At 70.1% G+C, this 15,145-nt stretch carries 12 protein-coding genes; 6 read left to right on the top strand and 6 right to left on the bottom strand.

Translation table 11 applies throughout. From position 1 onward, the window contains the following. The first annotated feature begins 162 nt into the window (after positions 1–162). Positions 163–756 (top strand): histone deacetylase, encoded by a 594-nt coding sequence (locus AB0I32_RS10840; protein WP_357505678.1) that lies wholly within the window; start codon positions 163–165, stop codon positions 754–756. Between the two features lie 9 nt (positions 757–765). Beyond that, positions 766–1,296 (top strand): GNAT family N-acetyltransferase, encoded by a 531-nt coding sequence (locus tag AB0I32_RS10835; RefSeq protein ID WP_357505676.1) that lies wholly within the window; start codon positions 766–768, stop codon positions 1,294–1,296. 3 nt (positions 1,297–1,299) lie between these two features. Here the strand turns inward: AB0I32_RS10835 and AB0I32_RS10830 are convergent, their stop codons facing one another. From AB0I32_RS10830 to AB0I32_RS10820, 3 genes are all read right to left on the bottom strand, one after another. Further along, a complete protein-coding gene (locus AB0I32_RS10830; protein WP_357505674.1) occupies positions 1,300–2,088 on the bottom strand; it encodes a GNAT family N-acetyltransferase in 789 nt (262 codons plus the stop codon). A 47-nt stretch (positions 2,089–2,135) separates the two neighbouring features. Continuing rightward, positions 2,136–3,977 (bottom strand): BCCT family transporter, encoded by a 1,842-nt coding sequence (locus AB0I32_RS10825; protein WP_357505672.1) that lies wholly within the window; start codon positions 3,975–3,977, stop codon positions 2,136–2,138. 481 nt (positions 3,978–4,458) lie between these two features. Continuing rightward, the gene (locus tag AB0I32_RS10820; protein WP_357505670.1) at positions 4,459–4,833 is read right to left on the bottom strand and encodes a VOC family protein; all 375 of its coding nucleotides are present in this window, start codon (positions 4,831–4,833) and stop codon (positions 4,459–4,461) included. A 227-nt stretch (positions 4,834–5,060) separates the two neighbouring features. Between AB0I32_RS10820 and rox the strand changes: the two genes are divergently transcribed. Both rox and AB0I32_RS10810 read left to right on the top strand, forming a co-directional pair. Then, entirely contained in the window at positions 5,061–6,530 is a 1,470-nt protein-coding gene (gene rox, locus AB0I32_RS10815; protein ID WP_357505668.1) for a rifampin monooxygenase, read from the top strand. 207 nt (positions 6,531–6,737) lie between these two features. Beyond that, complete coding sequence (locus AB0I32_RS10810) at positions 6,738–8,006, top strand: prolyl oligopeptidase family serine peptidase (RefSeq protein WP_357505666.1); 1,269 nt, start codon at positions 6,738–6,740, stop codon at positions 8,004–8,006. Positions 8,007–8,014: 8 nt separating this feature from the next. Here AB0I32_RS10810 and AB0I32_RS10805 read toward each other — a convergent pair whose 3' ends face one another. The 3 genes from AB0I32_RS10805 to AB0I32_RS10795 all read right to left on the bottom strand — a co-directional run bounded on the left by AB0I32_RS10805 (position 8,015) and on the right by AB0I32_RS10795 (position 11,775). Next, positions 8,015–8,383, bottom strand: coding sequence for a nuclear transport factor 2 family protein (locus AB0I32_RS10805; RefSeq protein WP_357505664.1), 369 nt, complete (start codon positions 8,381–8,383; stop codon positions 8,015–8,017). Between the two features lie 36 nt (positions 8,384–8,419). Then, entirely contained in the window at positions 8,420–10,759 is a 2,340-nt protein-coding gene (locus AB0I32_RS10800; RefSeq protein WP_357505662.1) for a beta-L-arabinofuranosidase domain-containing protein, read from the bottom strand. A gap of 71 nt (positions 10,760–10,830) precedes the next feature. Continuing rightward, the gene (locus AB0I32_RS10795; protein WP_357505660.1) at positions 10,831–11,775 is read right to left on the bottom strand and encodes a YafY family protein; all 945 of its coding nucleotides are present in this window, start codon (positions 11,773–11,775) and stop codon (positions 10,831–10,833) included. A gap of 92 nt (positions 11,776–11,867) precedes the next feature. On the opposite strand from AB0I32_RS10795, the gene AB0I32_RS10790 reads away from it, so the two are divergent. Continuing rightward, positions 11,868–12,392 carry a VOC family protein gene (locus AB0I32_RS10790; protein ID WP_357505658.1) on the top strand — a complete coding sequence of 175 codons (525 nt, stop codon included), beginning with the start codon at positions 11,868–11,870 and terminating at the stop codon, positions 12,390–12,392. A 191-nt stretch (positions 12,393–12,583) separates the two neighbouring features. Next, complete coding sequence (locus tag AB0I32_RS10785) at positions 12,584–14,995, top strand: RICIN domain-containing protein (protein ID WP_357505656.1); 2,412 nt, start codon at positions 12,584–12,586, stop codon at positions 14,993–14,995. Positions 14,996–15,145 lie beyond the last annotated feature (150 nt).

The raw sequence follows: 15,145 nt of genomic DNA, 5'->3' as shown, positions 1-15,145 counted from the left end.
TCCGAGTCTAGGACGCTTGTCCAACTCGGGCTGTCCAACGCGCGCCGTGTCGGCCGGGTTTCGGCGCGGATGGGCGAATCGGGTGGCGAGGCGTAACGTCTACCGCGTTTTGTGCGGCACGACCGTCGAGGAGATCACCCCCTGAGCGCCGAGGTCTGGTACGTGAGCTACGGGTCCAACATGGCCCGGGCCCGGCTCGCCTGCTATCTGACCGGCGGACGCCCACCGGGGGCGCGGCGGCACTACCCGGGCGCGCGTGACCGGACCCTCCCGAGCGAGGACCGCGCGGTCCACCTCCCCGGACGCCTCTGGTTCGCGGGCGAGTCGACGGTGTGGGGCGGCGGCATGGCGTTCTACGACCACTACGCCGTCGGCCCGACGGCGGCCCGCGCGTACCGCATCACCACCGCCCAGCTCGCCGACGTCGCCGCGCAGGAGATGCACCGCGCGCCCGCGCCGGACGACCCGCTGGAGGCCGCGCTCCTCGCCGGCATCGAGGGGCGGCACGCCGCGGGGCCCGGCCGGTACGAGACGCTGGTCGCCGTCGGGCGGCTGGACGGGCTGCCGATGCTCACGTTCACCGCGCCGCACGGGTACGCGGAGGTGCCCCATACCGCACCGTCGACCGCCTACCTGGCGATGATCGGGGCGGGGCTGCGCGAGGCGCACGGCTGGTCCGACGCCGAGGTCGCGGCCTATCTGGCCGCCGTGCTCCCCCGGCGACCTTCCCGCGACGAAACCGCTCGCCGGCGTTAGCGTGCCGACATGACGATCCGCACGCTGGAGACCTCTGAGGTGCTGCGGCGCGCGGACGAGATCGCCGACATCTTCCAGCGGGCGTTCGGCTACTCCGACGAACGTCGTGACCACTTCCGGGACACCCGGCTCGCCTACCTCCCGCTGTACGACGGAGCGCTGGCCCTCGGGGCGTTCGAGGGCGCCGACCTCGTGGGGTTCGTGTACGGGTTCGACTACCAGCCTGAGCACTGGTGGCCGCAGCAGGTGGGCCCCGCGCTGGCGCAGGCCGGCCATGCGGCCTGGGCAGAGGACGCGTTCGAGCTCAACGAGCTGGAGATCCTGCCGGAGCACCAGGGCCGGGGGCTCGGGACGGCGCTGCTGAGCGGGCTGTTCGACCGGATCACCCACCGGCACACCCTGCTGTCCACGACCGCCGACCCCGCCGACCGCGCCAAGGTGCTCTACGGCCGGCTCGGGTTCGTCGACCTGGTACCCGGGTTCCGGTACGCGGGCGTCACCGAGCCGGCCAACATCATGGGCCGACGGCGGCCGGGGTGACGCTCAGCGCTCCCAGACGTACGGCGTCGTCGTGGAGACCTTGACGAAGCCGTAGCGCTCGAGGATCGGGCGCGAGTACTCGGTGGAGTCGCTGTGGATCAGCGTCTTGCCCAGCGCGAGGGCCGAGCGCGCGCGGGCCGCCGTCAGCGCGCGGTAGATGCCACGCCCGCGCCACTCGGGCCGGGTGCTGCCGCCCCAGATTCCCGCGACCTCGGTGTCCGCCACCGGCTCCAGCCGGCCCGCGGTGACGATCTGCCCCTCGGCCTCCGCGACCCAGAGCTCCATGCCGTCGCCCAGCGCCTGCCTGCGCAGTATCGCGTTCGCCGTACTGTCGGACACCGGGGCGCCGAAGACCTCGTCCTGCATCGCGCACATCGCGCGGACGTCGGACTCCTCGGTAACCTGGCGCAGGGTGACGCCGTCGGGCAGCGGGACGTCCGCCGCGAGCGCCGCCGCGTCGCCGATCATGATCGACTCCGGGTCCTCCGGGACGAACCCGTGCTCGAGCAGCGCGTCGTGCAGACCCGGGGCGTGGTCGTGGCCGCGGGTCTTCCACTCGACCTTCGTGATGCCGCCGTCAGCACGGAAGTGGGCGATGGCGTCGGCGACGAGCTCGCGCACCTCGGGCCCGTCGGCCCCGCCGAGGTCGCGGTAGGTGACGAAGCCACGTCCGCCCAGGAAGGTCACGAGGCGCAACGGCCCCAGGCGGGTCACCGAGATGGCGCTGGGCGTCTCGGCGTCGGTACGGAGCTGCTCGTCGTACGCCTGGAGCAGGCGGGAGGGGTCGGTCATGGGTACACCGTCCGTTGCCGGGCCGTAGCCCGGCAACGGATTATCGGCTACTCCTTGACCGCGACGCCGCCCTCGGTCACGGCCGGCACGCCGTTCTCCGGGGTGATCGGCGTGTCGTCCGGGTCCGCCTCGGCGGGCGACGCCGAGGTAGCGAGCTCGAACGGCTCGCCGTCGTGCTTCTCGACGCCGGTGTCCACGGTCTCGGCCAGCACCTGGACCGCCAGCTCCTGCTTGAGGACCAGCGGGTCGCGCGAGAGGTCCTTCCACAGGGCGACACAGAGCACGAGCATCACCACGACGAACGGCAGCGCCGAGACGATGGTGATGTTCTTGAGGCCGTTCAGGGCGCTGGCGGGGTCGTCGCCGCCGGCCAGCAGCATCGCCGCGGCCACCGCACCGGTGCTCACGCCCCAGAACACCACCGACCTGCGGCTGGGGTGCTCGGCACCGTTCTCGGAGAGGCCGCCCATGATGATCGACGCGGAGTCCGCACCGGTGACGAAGAAGATCGCGACGAGCACGACCGCCAGGCCCATCAGAGCCAGGCCCACCCAGCCGGGCACCGGCAGCGCGCCGAGCGTCTGGAACAGGATGAGGTCGAAGTTGATGTCGGCCCCTGCCTCGCCGATCGCGGCGAGCGCCGAGCCTGCGTCCTGTGCCTGCTCGGCCCGCTCCTGCAGGCCGATGGCGCCGCCGCCGAAGATCGCGAACCACAGGGTCGAGACGATGGAGGGAACGAGCAGCACGCCGACGACGAACTGGCGCACCGTGCGACCACGCGAGATGCGCGCGATGAACGGGCCGACGAACGGCGTCCAGGACACCCACCAGGCCCAGTAGAAGATCGTCCACGTGCCCATCCAGTCGGACAGGGACTGGTCGCCGGAGGCCGCGGTGCGCGAGGCCATCTCGGGCAGGTTGCCGACGAACGCGCCGAGCGACGCGGGCAGCACGTTGAGGATGAAGAGCGTGGGGCCACCGATGAAGACGATGATCGCGAGCACCAGCGCGAGCCACATGTTGGCGTTGGACAGCCACTGGATGCCGCGCTCGATGCCGGAGACGGCCGAGACGACGAACAGCGCTGTCAGGATCGCGATGATGACCACGAGCCCCGCGGTGCCGATCTTGGCCAGGAAGCCGGAGTGCTGCAGGCCGCCGCCGATCTGCAGGGCGCCGAGGCCCAGCGAGCAGGCGGAGCCGAAGAGCGTCGCGAGGATCGCGAGGATGTTGATGACCCGGCCGCCGACACCGTTGACGGCCTTGTGCCCGAACAGCGACGTGAACATCGAGCTGAACAGCTGGGCGCGACCCAGGCGGTAGGTGCCGTAGGCCATACCGAGGCCGACGATCGCGTACATGGCCCACGGGTACAGCGTCCAGTGGAACAGCGTGGTACCCATGGCGGTGGCCGCGGCCTCGGGGGTGGAGCCCTCGACGGTGCCGGGCGGCGGCGACATGTAGAAGTAGAGCGGCTCACCGACGCCGTAGAACATGAGGCCGATGCCCATCCCGGTCGCGAACATCATCGCGATCCACGAGGAGGTCTTGAACTGCGGCTTCTCGCCGTCCTGGCCCAGGGTGATCTTGCCGAACCGGCCCCCCGCGACGACGAGCACGAAGATGGTGAAGGCGGTGGCGGCGATCACGAACAGCCAGCCGAAGTTCTGGAGCACACCCGCGAGGGCGGCGTCGGACACCGTGCCGAGGCTGTCGGGGCTCACGAAGCCCCACACGATGAAGCCGACGGCGATCAGGCCCGCGACGCCGAAGACGACCTTGTCGGTACCGACACGCTGTTCGGCGGGGCCGCGCCCCGCGCGCTCGACCCGGCGAGCGGCGCGTTGGACCTGGCCCAGCAGGGACTTTGTGGATTCTGAAGTACTCATCACAGCGGCTCCCCTCCCGCCCGGGCTACCGGGCTGTCACACCGGGGCGCCAGAACTCCTTTACATATGACGCGGCGAATACAGAGCGCTTCACGCTAGCATCACATCGAAATTTCACCCGCCCTGGAGGGTGGGCCCCACGGCCGCGCCCGACGTCCCGCCTCCAGCCTCGCTCCGGCCACCCGAACCGGCCACCCGAGATGGCCACCCGAACTGGCCACCCGAGATGGCAGGGCCACCGGGTTCGGGTGGCCGGGCAGCGGGGCGGGGACGCCGGGTCAGGCGGGTTCGCCGACTGCTGGTTCGAGCGGGCCGTGCGCTTCCGCCGAGAGGTCCTGCCAGTCGGCCCACGTCTTGAGGCGGTCCAGCGGGATCCGTCAGTCGTACCGACGTATCAGGCCCGCACAAGGTAACCACCCGTCCCAAGGCAACCACCGACGTCGTCAGCCGGTGCCGCTCAGTCCTTGCGCCCACCGTGCGGCTAGTGGAGATTGAGGCAGAACGGGTGGCCCGCCGGGTCGGCGTAGACCCGCCAGTTGGCCCCAGGGCGCAGCTGGTCGGTGCGCTCCAGCACCGTCGCGCCCAGCTCCAGCACGCGCTGCTCGTCCGCCTCAAGATCGTCGACGTCGAAGTCGAGGTGCATCTGCTGCGGCGACTCCTGTCCGGGCCACTGCGGCGGCCGGTAGCCCTCCACCCGCTGGAAGGCCAACGGCGTGCCGTCGAACCCGCGGAGCTCCACCCAGTCCGGGTCCTGCGCGTCCACCTCGACCTGACCGCCCAGCAGCTCGGCGTAGAACTCGGCGAGCAGGACGGGGTCCGCGCAGTCGATCGCGACGGCCTGCAGCTTGCGGATCATCCCTGGTTCTCCTCACCCTCGTTTCGTACGCGGTCCCATGCTCTGCGATGCCCAACCTATCGGCGGCCGGAACGTGTACGTTGTGCTGGACCGCGACACCGTCGAAGGAGGTGAGACCCATGAACGCAGGACCGATCTGGGTGCTCCCCCTTCTGCGAGGATCGGGCGACTGACGTAGGCGTCGCCGGGAGTGCCCTCCGAGCTGGGCACCCCGAAAGGCAACACCTATGCATTCATCACTCATCTCCGACGCCCACCCCGCGCCCCTCACGTTCGACGTGATCATCGCCGGGTGCGGGCCGACCGGCGCGCTGCTGGCCGCCGAGCTCCGGCTGCACGGCGTGCAGGTGCTCGTCCTGGAGAAGGAGACCGAGCCCGCGTCGTCCGTCCGCATCGTCGGTCTGCACATCCGCAGCCTCGAACAGCTGGCGATGCGCGGACTGCTGGATCGCCTGCTCGAGCACGGGCGACGGCGTCCGGCCGCCGGCTTCTTCGCCGCCATCGACAAGCCGGTGCCCGAGGGCCTGGACAGCGCGCACGCCTTCCTGCTGGGTATCCAGCAGCCGGTGATCGTCCGCCTGCTCGAAGAGCATGCGATCAGCTTGGGTGCGCAGGTCCGGCGCGACTCCGCGGTGGTCGGCCTCGAACAGGACGAGGACGGCGTGACGGTCGAGCTGTCCGACGGCGAACGGCTTCGTGCGCGCCACCTCGTCGGCTGCGACGGCGCGCGCAGCACCGTGCGCAAGCTGCTCGGCGTCGGCTTCCCCGGCGAACCCGCACGGACCGAGACCCTGATGGGCGAGATGCGGGTCGGTGCCCCCCAGGAGGAGATCGCCGCCAAGGTGGCCGAGATCAGCGCTACCACCAGGCAGTTCTGGCTCAGGCCCTTCGGGGAAGGGGCCTATCAGGTGGTCGTCCCCGCCGCGGGAGTCAGCCCGGACCGGACGCAACCACCCACCCTCGAGGACTTCAGGCAACAGCTGCGCGCCGTCGCCGGTACCGACTTCGGCGTGCACTCGCCACGCTGGCTGTCTCGGTTCGGGGACGCCACCCGACTGGCCGAGCACTACCGGGTCGGTCGGGTGCTGCTGGCCGGCGACGCGGCACACATCCATCCGCCCATCGGCGGGCAGGGGCTCAACCTCGGCCTCCAGGACGCGTTCAACCTCGGCTGGAAGCTGGCCGCGCACGTCCGCGGCTGGGCGCCGGATGCCCTGCTGGACACCTATCAGGCCGAGCGCCGTCCGGTCGCGGAGGACGTGCTGGACAACACGCGCGCCCAGCTCGCGCTGCAGTCCACCGAACCGGGCCCGCTGGCCGTGCGGAGGCTGCTCGCGGAGCTGATGGACCTCAACGAGGTGAACCGACGTCTGATCGGGAAGATCGCGGCGATCGACCTCCGGTACGACCTGGGTTCGGAGCATGACCTGGTCGGCCGCCGCCTGCGCGATCTCGACGTGAAGCACGGCCGCCTCTACGAGCTGCTGCGGAACGGTCGCGGTCTGCTGCTGGACCGCACCGAACGCCTGACCGTCGGCGGCTGGTCCGATCGGGTCGACCACATCGCGGATCCGACCGCAGCGCTGGACGCCCCGTGCCTCCTGCTCCGACCCGACGGCTACGTGGCCTGGGTCGGCGACGACCAGCAGGACCTGGACGCCCACCTCGCGCGCTGGTTCGGTAAGGCGGCCGGCTGACTGAGGGCGCCACAGCTCGCCCGCGCCCTGACGGACCGGCAGGGCGCGGGCGAGCTCCTGGACCAGGGCCTCCGCAAGCCCCACCTGTTCTCCGACCCGGCGACGTGGCATCCGTTGACGTGCGCCGAGACCGCCACCTAGCCTCCGGGTGGTTGGTGATGCGCTCGCGCGGGCCGACCCCTTGGCCCTGGACAAAGGAGTTCTGCCATGCGGACAGAGATCACCCGCCGCGCCCTGATCGTCTCAGGCGCCACCGTCGGCGCCTCGGCGCTGCTGGGCACACCGACTGCGAGCGCCGACATGAAGACTGCTGGGAGTGGGCACCGCGAAGCGCTGGTGACACCGATCGCCGAGGTTCTCGACGGCGGCGAGCAGGTGACGTCGCTCGCCGTCTCCTCGCCCGCCCTGCACCGCGCGGAACGGTCGTCGCTCACCTCGTCGACGTTCGCCGTGCACGTCACCGCCACCAACCCGCTCACGGGCGAGGTGGCCTACGCGCGGGATCGTGTGGTCACCGCGGCGTCGTGGTCACGCCGTGGTGAGATCACGCTGGAGCTCGAGCACGGGTGGGGCGTCGACGGCGGCGGCACCCTGCAGTACATGGGTGAGCACGGCCGCAACGTCCTCCTGGATCTCGACTACGCGGTCACGCAGGTCGAGCCGCTGCGCGGGCGGGGTCCGGGCGGCGCCGTAGTGCTCGACTCCTTCCGTCAGGGCCGGGTGTCCGACCCGGAGGTCGACGCGTTCGCCCACCATGCGACGGCGTCGGGCCTGAACTACCGGCTGTTCTCCCCTGCGCGCCGGAGCGGTCGGCGCGGTGCGGCGCTCGTCGTCTGGCTGCACGGCGCCGGCGAGGGCGGCCTGCTGACCGGCGGGTACGACTACTACGACAACGAGGCGCAGCTACGGGCCAACCGGGGCGCGCTCGGCTTCGCCACCCCGGAGGCGCAGGACCTGTTCGGCGGCGCGTACGTGCTCGCGCCGCAGGCGACGTCGGCCTGGATGCTCGACGGCGACGGTTTCGCGCCGCTCGTCCTGGAGGCGATCGCGGAGGTCACCCGGGCGCACCGGATCGACGCGAGCCGGATCCACGTCGTCGGCTGCTCCAACGGCGGGTACATGTCGCTGAAGATGGTCGCCGACTACCCCGAGACGTTCGCGACCTCCGTACCGATCTGCTGCGGCATCGGCGCCCGCGACGGCTCCGACACCTACTTCATATCGGACGACGAGCTCACGGCGATGACGACGCCGACGTGGCTCGTGCACTCGGCCGACGACACGACTCTGGATGCCCAGGCCAACACCGTCTACGCCCACGAACGCATCGGCGGCTCGATCATGAGCCTGTACGACAACGTCACCTGGGACGGGATCACCTATCCCGGGCACTGGTCGTGGATCTACGTCGCGCGCAACGACCCGCACCACGACGGCGCGAGCGTCTGGGAGTGGATGGCGACGACGAAGCGCTGAGCAGCGGCTCAGGGACCTACGGGCGAGTCCTGGCTGAACGTGTTCCACCAGCGGCCGTCGCGTTCGACCCACAGCGAGCTGATAAACATCGACTCCGTCTCGTCCTGGCCGGACGGCTGGTGGTCGGCGCGGTAGCAGAGCAGCACCGAGTCCTCGGAGACCTCGATCAGCCGCGCGTCCACGATGGAGTACGACGTGGTGATCGGGCCGTCCGAGAGCTGTTCGGCGTGCTCTTCCCTGGTCGCGAACCCGGAGGGGTACACGCCGAGGAAGTCCGCGGACAGCAGCTCGAGCTGCGCGTGCGGGTCACCGCTGACCTGCGTGTCCCAGACCCCTGACTCGAGGTCGACGAAGAACTGCGTGGTGTGCGTCGGCATCCGGCCATCCTCACATCTCCGGGGCTGCGACCCACATCAGCTCTCCCGCAGGATCACCTCGACGACCAGCAGGTCACCGGAGTCCGCGCCGTCCACCGCCTCGACGCGGAACACCGTCTCGCCCGGGGCGCCCACCTCGCGTACGGCGTCCGTGAGGTCGTACTCGTGCTCGGCCAGGCCCTGGCCGTCGGCAGGCGCCGTCAGCGTCCGTGACGGACCGACCTCGAGGCCGTTGAGTAGGATCCGGCGTCGGCTGGCGGGGTGGTCGACAAAACGCGTCCGCACCAGGGCCGCGTCGTCCGGGCAGCGGAGGCGGTACTCGAACCACCCTGTCGTGCTGCGCCAGTGCACCCCGCCTTCGCCGCCCGCCCGGGTCCTCTCCCCCATGAACCCGTGGTCCACCTCCGGCTGCTGCTCGCCGGCTGTCACCCTGTCGAAGACGGCCGCTGCGGCGTCGGCGTCGTCGAGGGTCCGGAGCGTGGCCAGGGCGCGGGACGGGTCGGCGTCGGCCGGGAAGTAGATGCTGTAGCGCTCGTCGTGGATGGCGGCGAAGGGCTCCAGCAGGACGGCGCCGGGGACGAGCTCGCCGGACCGCTCCCGGAGCACCGCGAGCTCGAACGTCAGCGTCGACGTGTCGACGGGCGCCACCGCCGACTCCGGAGGCTCGGCAACGACGATGGGGCTCTGCCGCATCGGCACCATCTGGCCGTGGGCGACGTGCGCCATCCGGTCCGGCCCCGCCACGAGCCCCGTGAGCTTGCCGGCGCCCGCGCGTGACGCGAGCACGACGGGGCCGTAGCGGAACGCGACCCAGCCGGACCCGTCGGGCAGTGGCTCCGCGACGAGCCGGGGTGCGAGGCGGATCGTGACCGCCGTCGTCCCGCTCCAGGTCCCCACGATCTCTGCATAACCGTCGACGACGGCGGCGTCGACCGGCTCGTCGTCGACCCTCAGATCCACGAGCTCAGCCCAGGACGGCACGCGGAGGCGCAGCGCGCGCGCCCGAGGCGTCTCAGAGGTGACCTCGATCCTGGCCCGGTCGCGGAACGGCAGCTCGGTCGACAGCTCGACCCGCACACCCTCCTCCGGCCAGTCGAGGACCGACGGCGTGTAGAGCTCGACGCGGAGGTCGGGCCCGTCGTGGGTGTAGACGAGCTCGTTGTACCGCGTGTGGCCCTCAAGGCCCGAGCCGACGCAGCACCACATGGACAGGTGCGGCCTCGAGTACACGCGGTAGTGGGCCGGGCGCATCGGCGTGAAGTAGACGAAGCCGCCGCGCCCGGGGTGGACGGACGAGACCACGTGGTTGAAGAGCGCCCGCTCGGCAAACTCCACGGTGGCGCCGTCGTGCCCGCGGTCGAGCCGCAGGCGCGCCAGCTCCAGCATGTTGTGGGTGTTGCACGTCTCCGGCCCCTCGCGGTCCGTCAGCACGTCGGTGAAGTCCGACGACGGGTGGAAGTGCTCGCGCACGCTGTTCCCGCCGATCGCCAGCGTGCGGCGCTCGACCACCGAGGACCAGAAGGCGTCGGCCGCTGCGGCGAACCGCCCGGTCTTCGGGTCGGCGTCGGGGTCGCCGTCTCGCGCCAGGCCGGCCAGCCGCTGGTAGCCCAGCACCTTGGGGATCTGCGTGTTGGCGTGGAGCCCGTCGAGCGGGTCGCCGCCGTCGGCCAGCGGGTCCAGCAGCTTGCGGTGGGCCAGCCGCCGCCCCTCGGCGACGAGGTCTTCCCGGCCGGTGAGTGCGCCGAGCTCCACGAACGCCTCGTTGAGCCCGCCGAACTCCGCGGTGAGGATCTGCTCGACCTGCTCGTCGGTGAGGGCCTTCGTAACCGACAGCCACCAGTCGGCCCAGCGCGTCGCCATGGTCAGCGCGCGCTCGGACCGCCCGTGGGTCGCCGCGTCGATGAGGCCGGCGAGCGTCTTGTGCAGGTTGTAGACCGGCACCCACCGGCCGTTGAGGCTGAACAGGTCGGCGTCGATGCGCCCCGTGGCGAGCTCCTCGCCCAGGGCCGGCCCGTCCGGTACCCCGCCGACGTAGCCGGTGCCTACCGCGTCCTGGCAGCGCTCGAGCACGTCGAGCAGGTGCTCCATGCGGTCGTGCAGCACGTCCTGGCCGGTCACCGCCCACAGCTTCGCGTGCGCGGACAGGGCGTGACCGCCGATGTGGCCGTCGAGTCCCCCGCTCTCCCAGTCGCCGTACGGCTCGGCCGGGCTGTCGAGTCCCGCCGCGACGAGGAACGGGGCGAGGAGCCGGTCCAGGTCGATGTCGAGCACCGCCTCCAGCGCGCGCTGCTGGGCGGTCGCGAACGGTCCGGGGCCGAGCCGGACGGCCCCGAGCGGGAAGGTCCGGCCGGTGGTCGCGGGCCGTGCGGTACTCATGGACAACGGGGCTCCTTGGAAGATCGCACGGCTCCGTCGCCGTGCTGGGGCGCAGGTTCGCTGAAGTTACCTCAACCGGTCCGCTCATGGATCCAGGCGAGGTGCTCCCGCAGCTCCTGCGGCCCGTGCAGCACGAAGTGGCAGTCCAGCGCGAGCAACCGCCTCGCCAGCCACTCGACGGTGTCGGCCGAGCTCCGCCACCGGGTGTCGTCTCCTTCTGGTGTGATCTCGCCGTCACCGAGGTGATCGCGCAACCGCGCCCGGGCCGTGTCGAACGGCAGTCGTAGGGTCACGTCCGCGCGGTGCGTCGGTGCCATCGCGCGCTCGGCGTGCTCAAGATGAGCGAGCACGTCTTCATCCGGCATGAGTTCCCGCGCTCTCGCGCCGGTGGCACGAGGGGCCGAGATCCGATCCGCCCGGAAGTGACGCCAGTCGTCGCGGTCGAGGTCGAACGCGACGAGATACCACCGCTGGCGGACGGCGACCAGGCGCTGGGGTTCGACGTGCCGAGCACTGACCACGCCGCTGCGATCCTCGTACGCCATGCGCACGCGTTCCCGGTTCGCGGTGGCAGCGGCGAGCACCGTGAGGATGTCGGGATCCACTGACGTCTCAGGCCCTGGCCTGCGGGTCATCGCGGCAGCACCCAGCGTGCGCACCCGATGCCGCAGCCGGGAAGGAAGGGACTGGCTCAGCTTGGTGAGCGCCCGGAGGCCGGCGTCCTCGAGCTCCGGCAGTCCCTGGACGGCGACCGTCCGCAGCCCGAGCGCGACGGCGATGGCCTCGTCGTCCTCCAGGAGCAGCGGCGGCATGGAGGTGCCTGCCACCAGGCGGTAGCCGCCGTGGGCACCGAGGTCGGCGTCGATGGGATAGCCCATCTCACGCAACCTGTCGATGTCCCGGCGCACGGTGCGGTGCGTGACGTCCAGCCGCTCGGCGAGCTCGCTGCCCGACCACGTGCGCGAGGTCTGTAGCAGCGAGAGCAGGGTGAGCAAGCGCGAGGTGGGTCCGGCCATCTTCCGATTCTCTCCTCATCTAGGACCAGAACCGTCCTAGTTGGCTCCTAGCGTTGCCGACATCAGCCAGAAGAGCCCGAGAGGAACCGAACATGTCCCAGCAGCAGACCTCCGCCCCGGCCGGCTACACGAGCGTCGCCCCCTGGGTCGTCACCGACGACACCGGAGCCTTCCTTGACTTCGTCACCCAGGTCCTCGACGGAGAGGAGCTCGGCCGCGTGGCGACCGAGGGCGGCGCGATCGGCCACGGAGAGATCAGGATCGGCGACACCGTCGTGCTGGCCTTCGACCGCGCCCCGGAGTGGCCCATGATGCCGAGCCTCCTGCGGGTGTGGGTGCCGGACGCGGACGCTGTCTTCGAGAAGGCGGTCGCTGCCGGCGCGAAGGTCGTGACCGCGGTCGCTGACAGCGCCTTCGGTCAGCGTGGCGGACGGATCAAGGACCCGTTCGGCAACATCTGGTGGGTCGTGACCCAGGTCGAAGACGTTCCGGAGGACGTGATGTGGGCGCGGCTGCAGGAGCCGGTGTACGCGGAGCAGATGCGGGTGGCACAGGAGACGTTCGACGCGGAGATGACCGGGCGGACTCAGGGGCGGAGTAGTGCGCCGGTGCGCTGAACGTCGTTCGTGCCCACATCCCGCGCGGGATCAGTCCGCGCGGGACGACACGCCTGGGCCTACCGGTGGGCATAGAGAACATATGTCACATGTCTCTTGAGTTCGAGGCGGAGATCGGATGTACTACGCATAACGGCTGAAGCGAGTGAGCCCGAGGGCACCCCCAAACAACGACGTTCGGAGGAACTCAGATGAATCGCACGCCTCGGGGTCTCATGACCGCGCTCGCGGCCATGGCACTGGTATGGGCATCGGCGCTCGTGAGTCCGGCTCCCGCGTCCGCCGCAACCACCACCTACTACGCCTCGCCCGGTGGCACCGGAACCGGCTGCACCTCGAGCGCGCCATGCTCGATCTCGCAGGTCAAGACCGCGGTCAGGCAGAACCAGAGCTCCGCGTCCCCGACCGACGTGGTGGTCGTGCTCGCCGGGGGCCGCTACGAGCTCTCCTCGCCGTTGAGCTTCACGGCTGCCGACGGCGGGCGCACCACGACGACCGTGCGCTGGACGGCCGCCCCGGGTGCGACCCCCGTCCTGACGGGCTCGACGCCCGTCACGGGGTGGAGCTCGCACGACTCGGCGAAGAACATCTGGGTCGCTTCGACGCCCGTCGGGCTGGACACCCGTGACCTCTTCGTCAACGGTGTCGCGTCGCCCCGCGCGTCGGTGACCATCGCTCGCAGCGACATCCAGATGACTGCCACCGGATTCAACATCAGGAACTCGGCGCTCAACTACCTCTCGAACCTGCCGCAGAAGAACCGGCTCGAGCTGCGCTCCATCGGGCACTTCACCGATCGCTACTCGCCGGTCTCGACCATCAACGGCACCACGGCGACGATGACCCAGCCTGCGTGGAACAACAACCTCTGGGGGTACGACACCATGCAGGCCCCGATCTTCGGCGGACACGGGCTGAGCATCGAGAACTCTCTCTCGTTCATCTCCCAGCCGGGTCACTGGTACATCGATCCCTCAGCCGGACGCCTGTATCTGAAGCCCGCGAACGGCGTGAACCCGTCGTCACTGGATGTGCAGCTGCCGCGGCTCGAGAGGCTCATCGACATCAGCGGCAGCTACTCCAGCCCGGTACGAAACCTCAGCTTCGAGGGCCTCCAGTTCTCGGGAACCAGCTGGTTGGCCCCCTCGGGACCGAACGGCTACGCCGTGCAGCAGACCGGGGCATACCTCGCCGGGTCCTATTCGTACTACCCGTCCGACGCCATCACGAGCTGCTCCCAGGGCTGCGCCGCGTTCGAGCGAGCCCGTACGACGTGGAACCAGTCGCCGGCGGCCGTCCAGGTCTCCGCGGCGACGGGAGTCTCGTTCATCGGCAACAAGTTCGTGAACCTCGGCCAGACCGCGCTCGGAATCGGTAACGACGCCAACGCTCACGCGAGCGGTGTGGGTCTGGGCGCGTCCAACATCGACGTCGTCGGGAACGTGTTCACCCAGCTCGGCGGAGGAGCCGTCGTCGCCGGCGGGATCCGGGCCGATGCCCACCACCCCAGCGATCCGGCCATGACCAACTCGGACATCCTCGTCCAGGCCAACACCGTCACGAAGACCTCCTTCACCTACCGGGAGAACTCCGGCTTCCTCTCGACCTATGTCGACAATGCGCGCATCCTGCAGAACGAGGTGTTCGACCTTCCCTACGACGCGATCGACATCGGGTTCGGCTGGGGCATGAACGACGCGGGCGGATCCCGGGACTACGTCGACCGCGGGTACTACCAGTACAACCCCATGTACTCGACCCCGACGACGTTCCGGAACAACGTCGTGGCGAACAACATGGTGCACGACACCAAGAGGATCTTCAGTGACGGTGGCGGCATCTACTCGCTCTCCGCCTCACCGGGCACGGTGATCCGCGAGAACTACATGTACAACCTGCGCAACACGGTCGGGCTGTACCTGGACGAAGGATCGCGGTACATCACCGCGACGAACAACGTGATCCGCGACTCCAGCCCCTGGGTCTTCGCCAACACGGGCGGAACGCGCAACACGAAGGACAACACCGTCGACAACACCTGGCACATGGGTGGGGCCGTACAGGGCGACTTCTCCACGGCAACGAACAACCGCATCACGAACGACCACCCGGTGACCGGTTCGACGTGGCCCGCGGCGGCACAGACGATCATCTGCAACGCGGGTGTGCCTGCTCAGTACCGCACGCCGCTCAACGCACCCGGATGCGCGACGCAGGGCGGCACGCAGATCGTCGGAGGGTCGTCCGGGCGCTGCATGGAGGTCCCCGGTTCGAGCACCAGCAACGGCGCACAGACGCAGCTGTGGGACTGCACCGGCGGAACCAGCCAGAGCTGGACCTACACCGCGAACAAGCAGCTGGTGGTGTACGGCAACAAGTGTCTGGACGCGAGCGGTCAGGGCACCAGCAACGGTACGGCCGCGGTGATCTGGGACTGCAACGGCCAGACCAACCAGCAATGGAACCTCAACACGAACGGCACGATCACCGGCGTCCAGTCCGGGCTGTGCCTCGACGCCAGCGGACAAGGCACCGCCAACGGCACCAAGATCCACTTGTGGGCCTGCCACGGCGGAACCAACCAGCAATGGGCCCGTAGGTGAGGCAGTTCTGAGCTCGTCAGCGTCGCAGTCGGGTCGGCTCGCCCGGCACGGCTGCGACGCGCTCAGATGTTGAAGCGTGCCATGTGGTCCTCCCCGGCGCACCCGCCTCCTGCCGCCTCGCGACTTGTGCGTTATATCGATGACTGTCAA

This window comes from Promicromonospora sp. NPDC050249, from assembly GCF_040656015.1.
Classification (GTDB): Bacteria; Actinomycetota; Actinomycetes; order Actinomycetales; family Cellulomonadaceae; genus Promicromonospora.
Note: the sequence above shows the minus strand (reverse complement) of the source record. Positions and strands in the feature narration are given on the sequence as shown.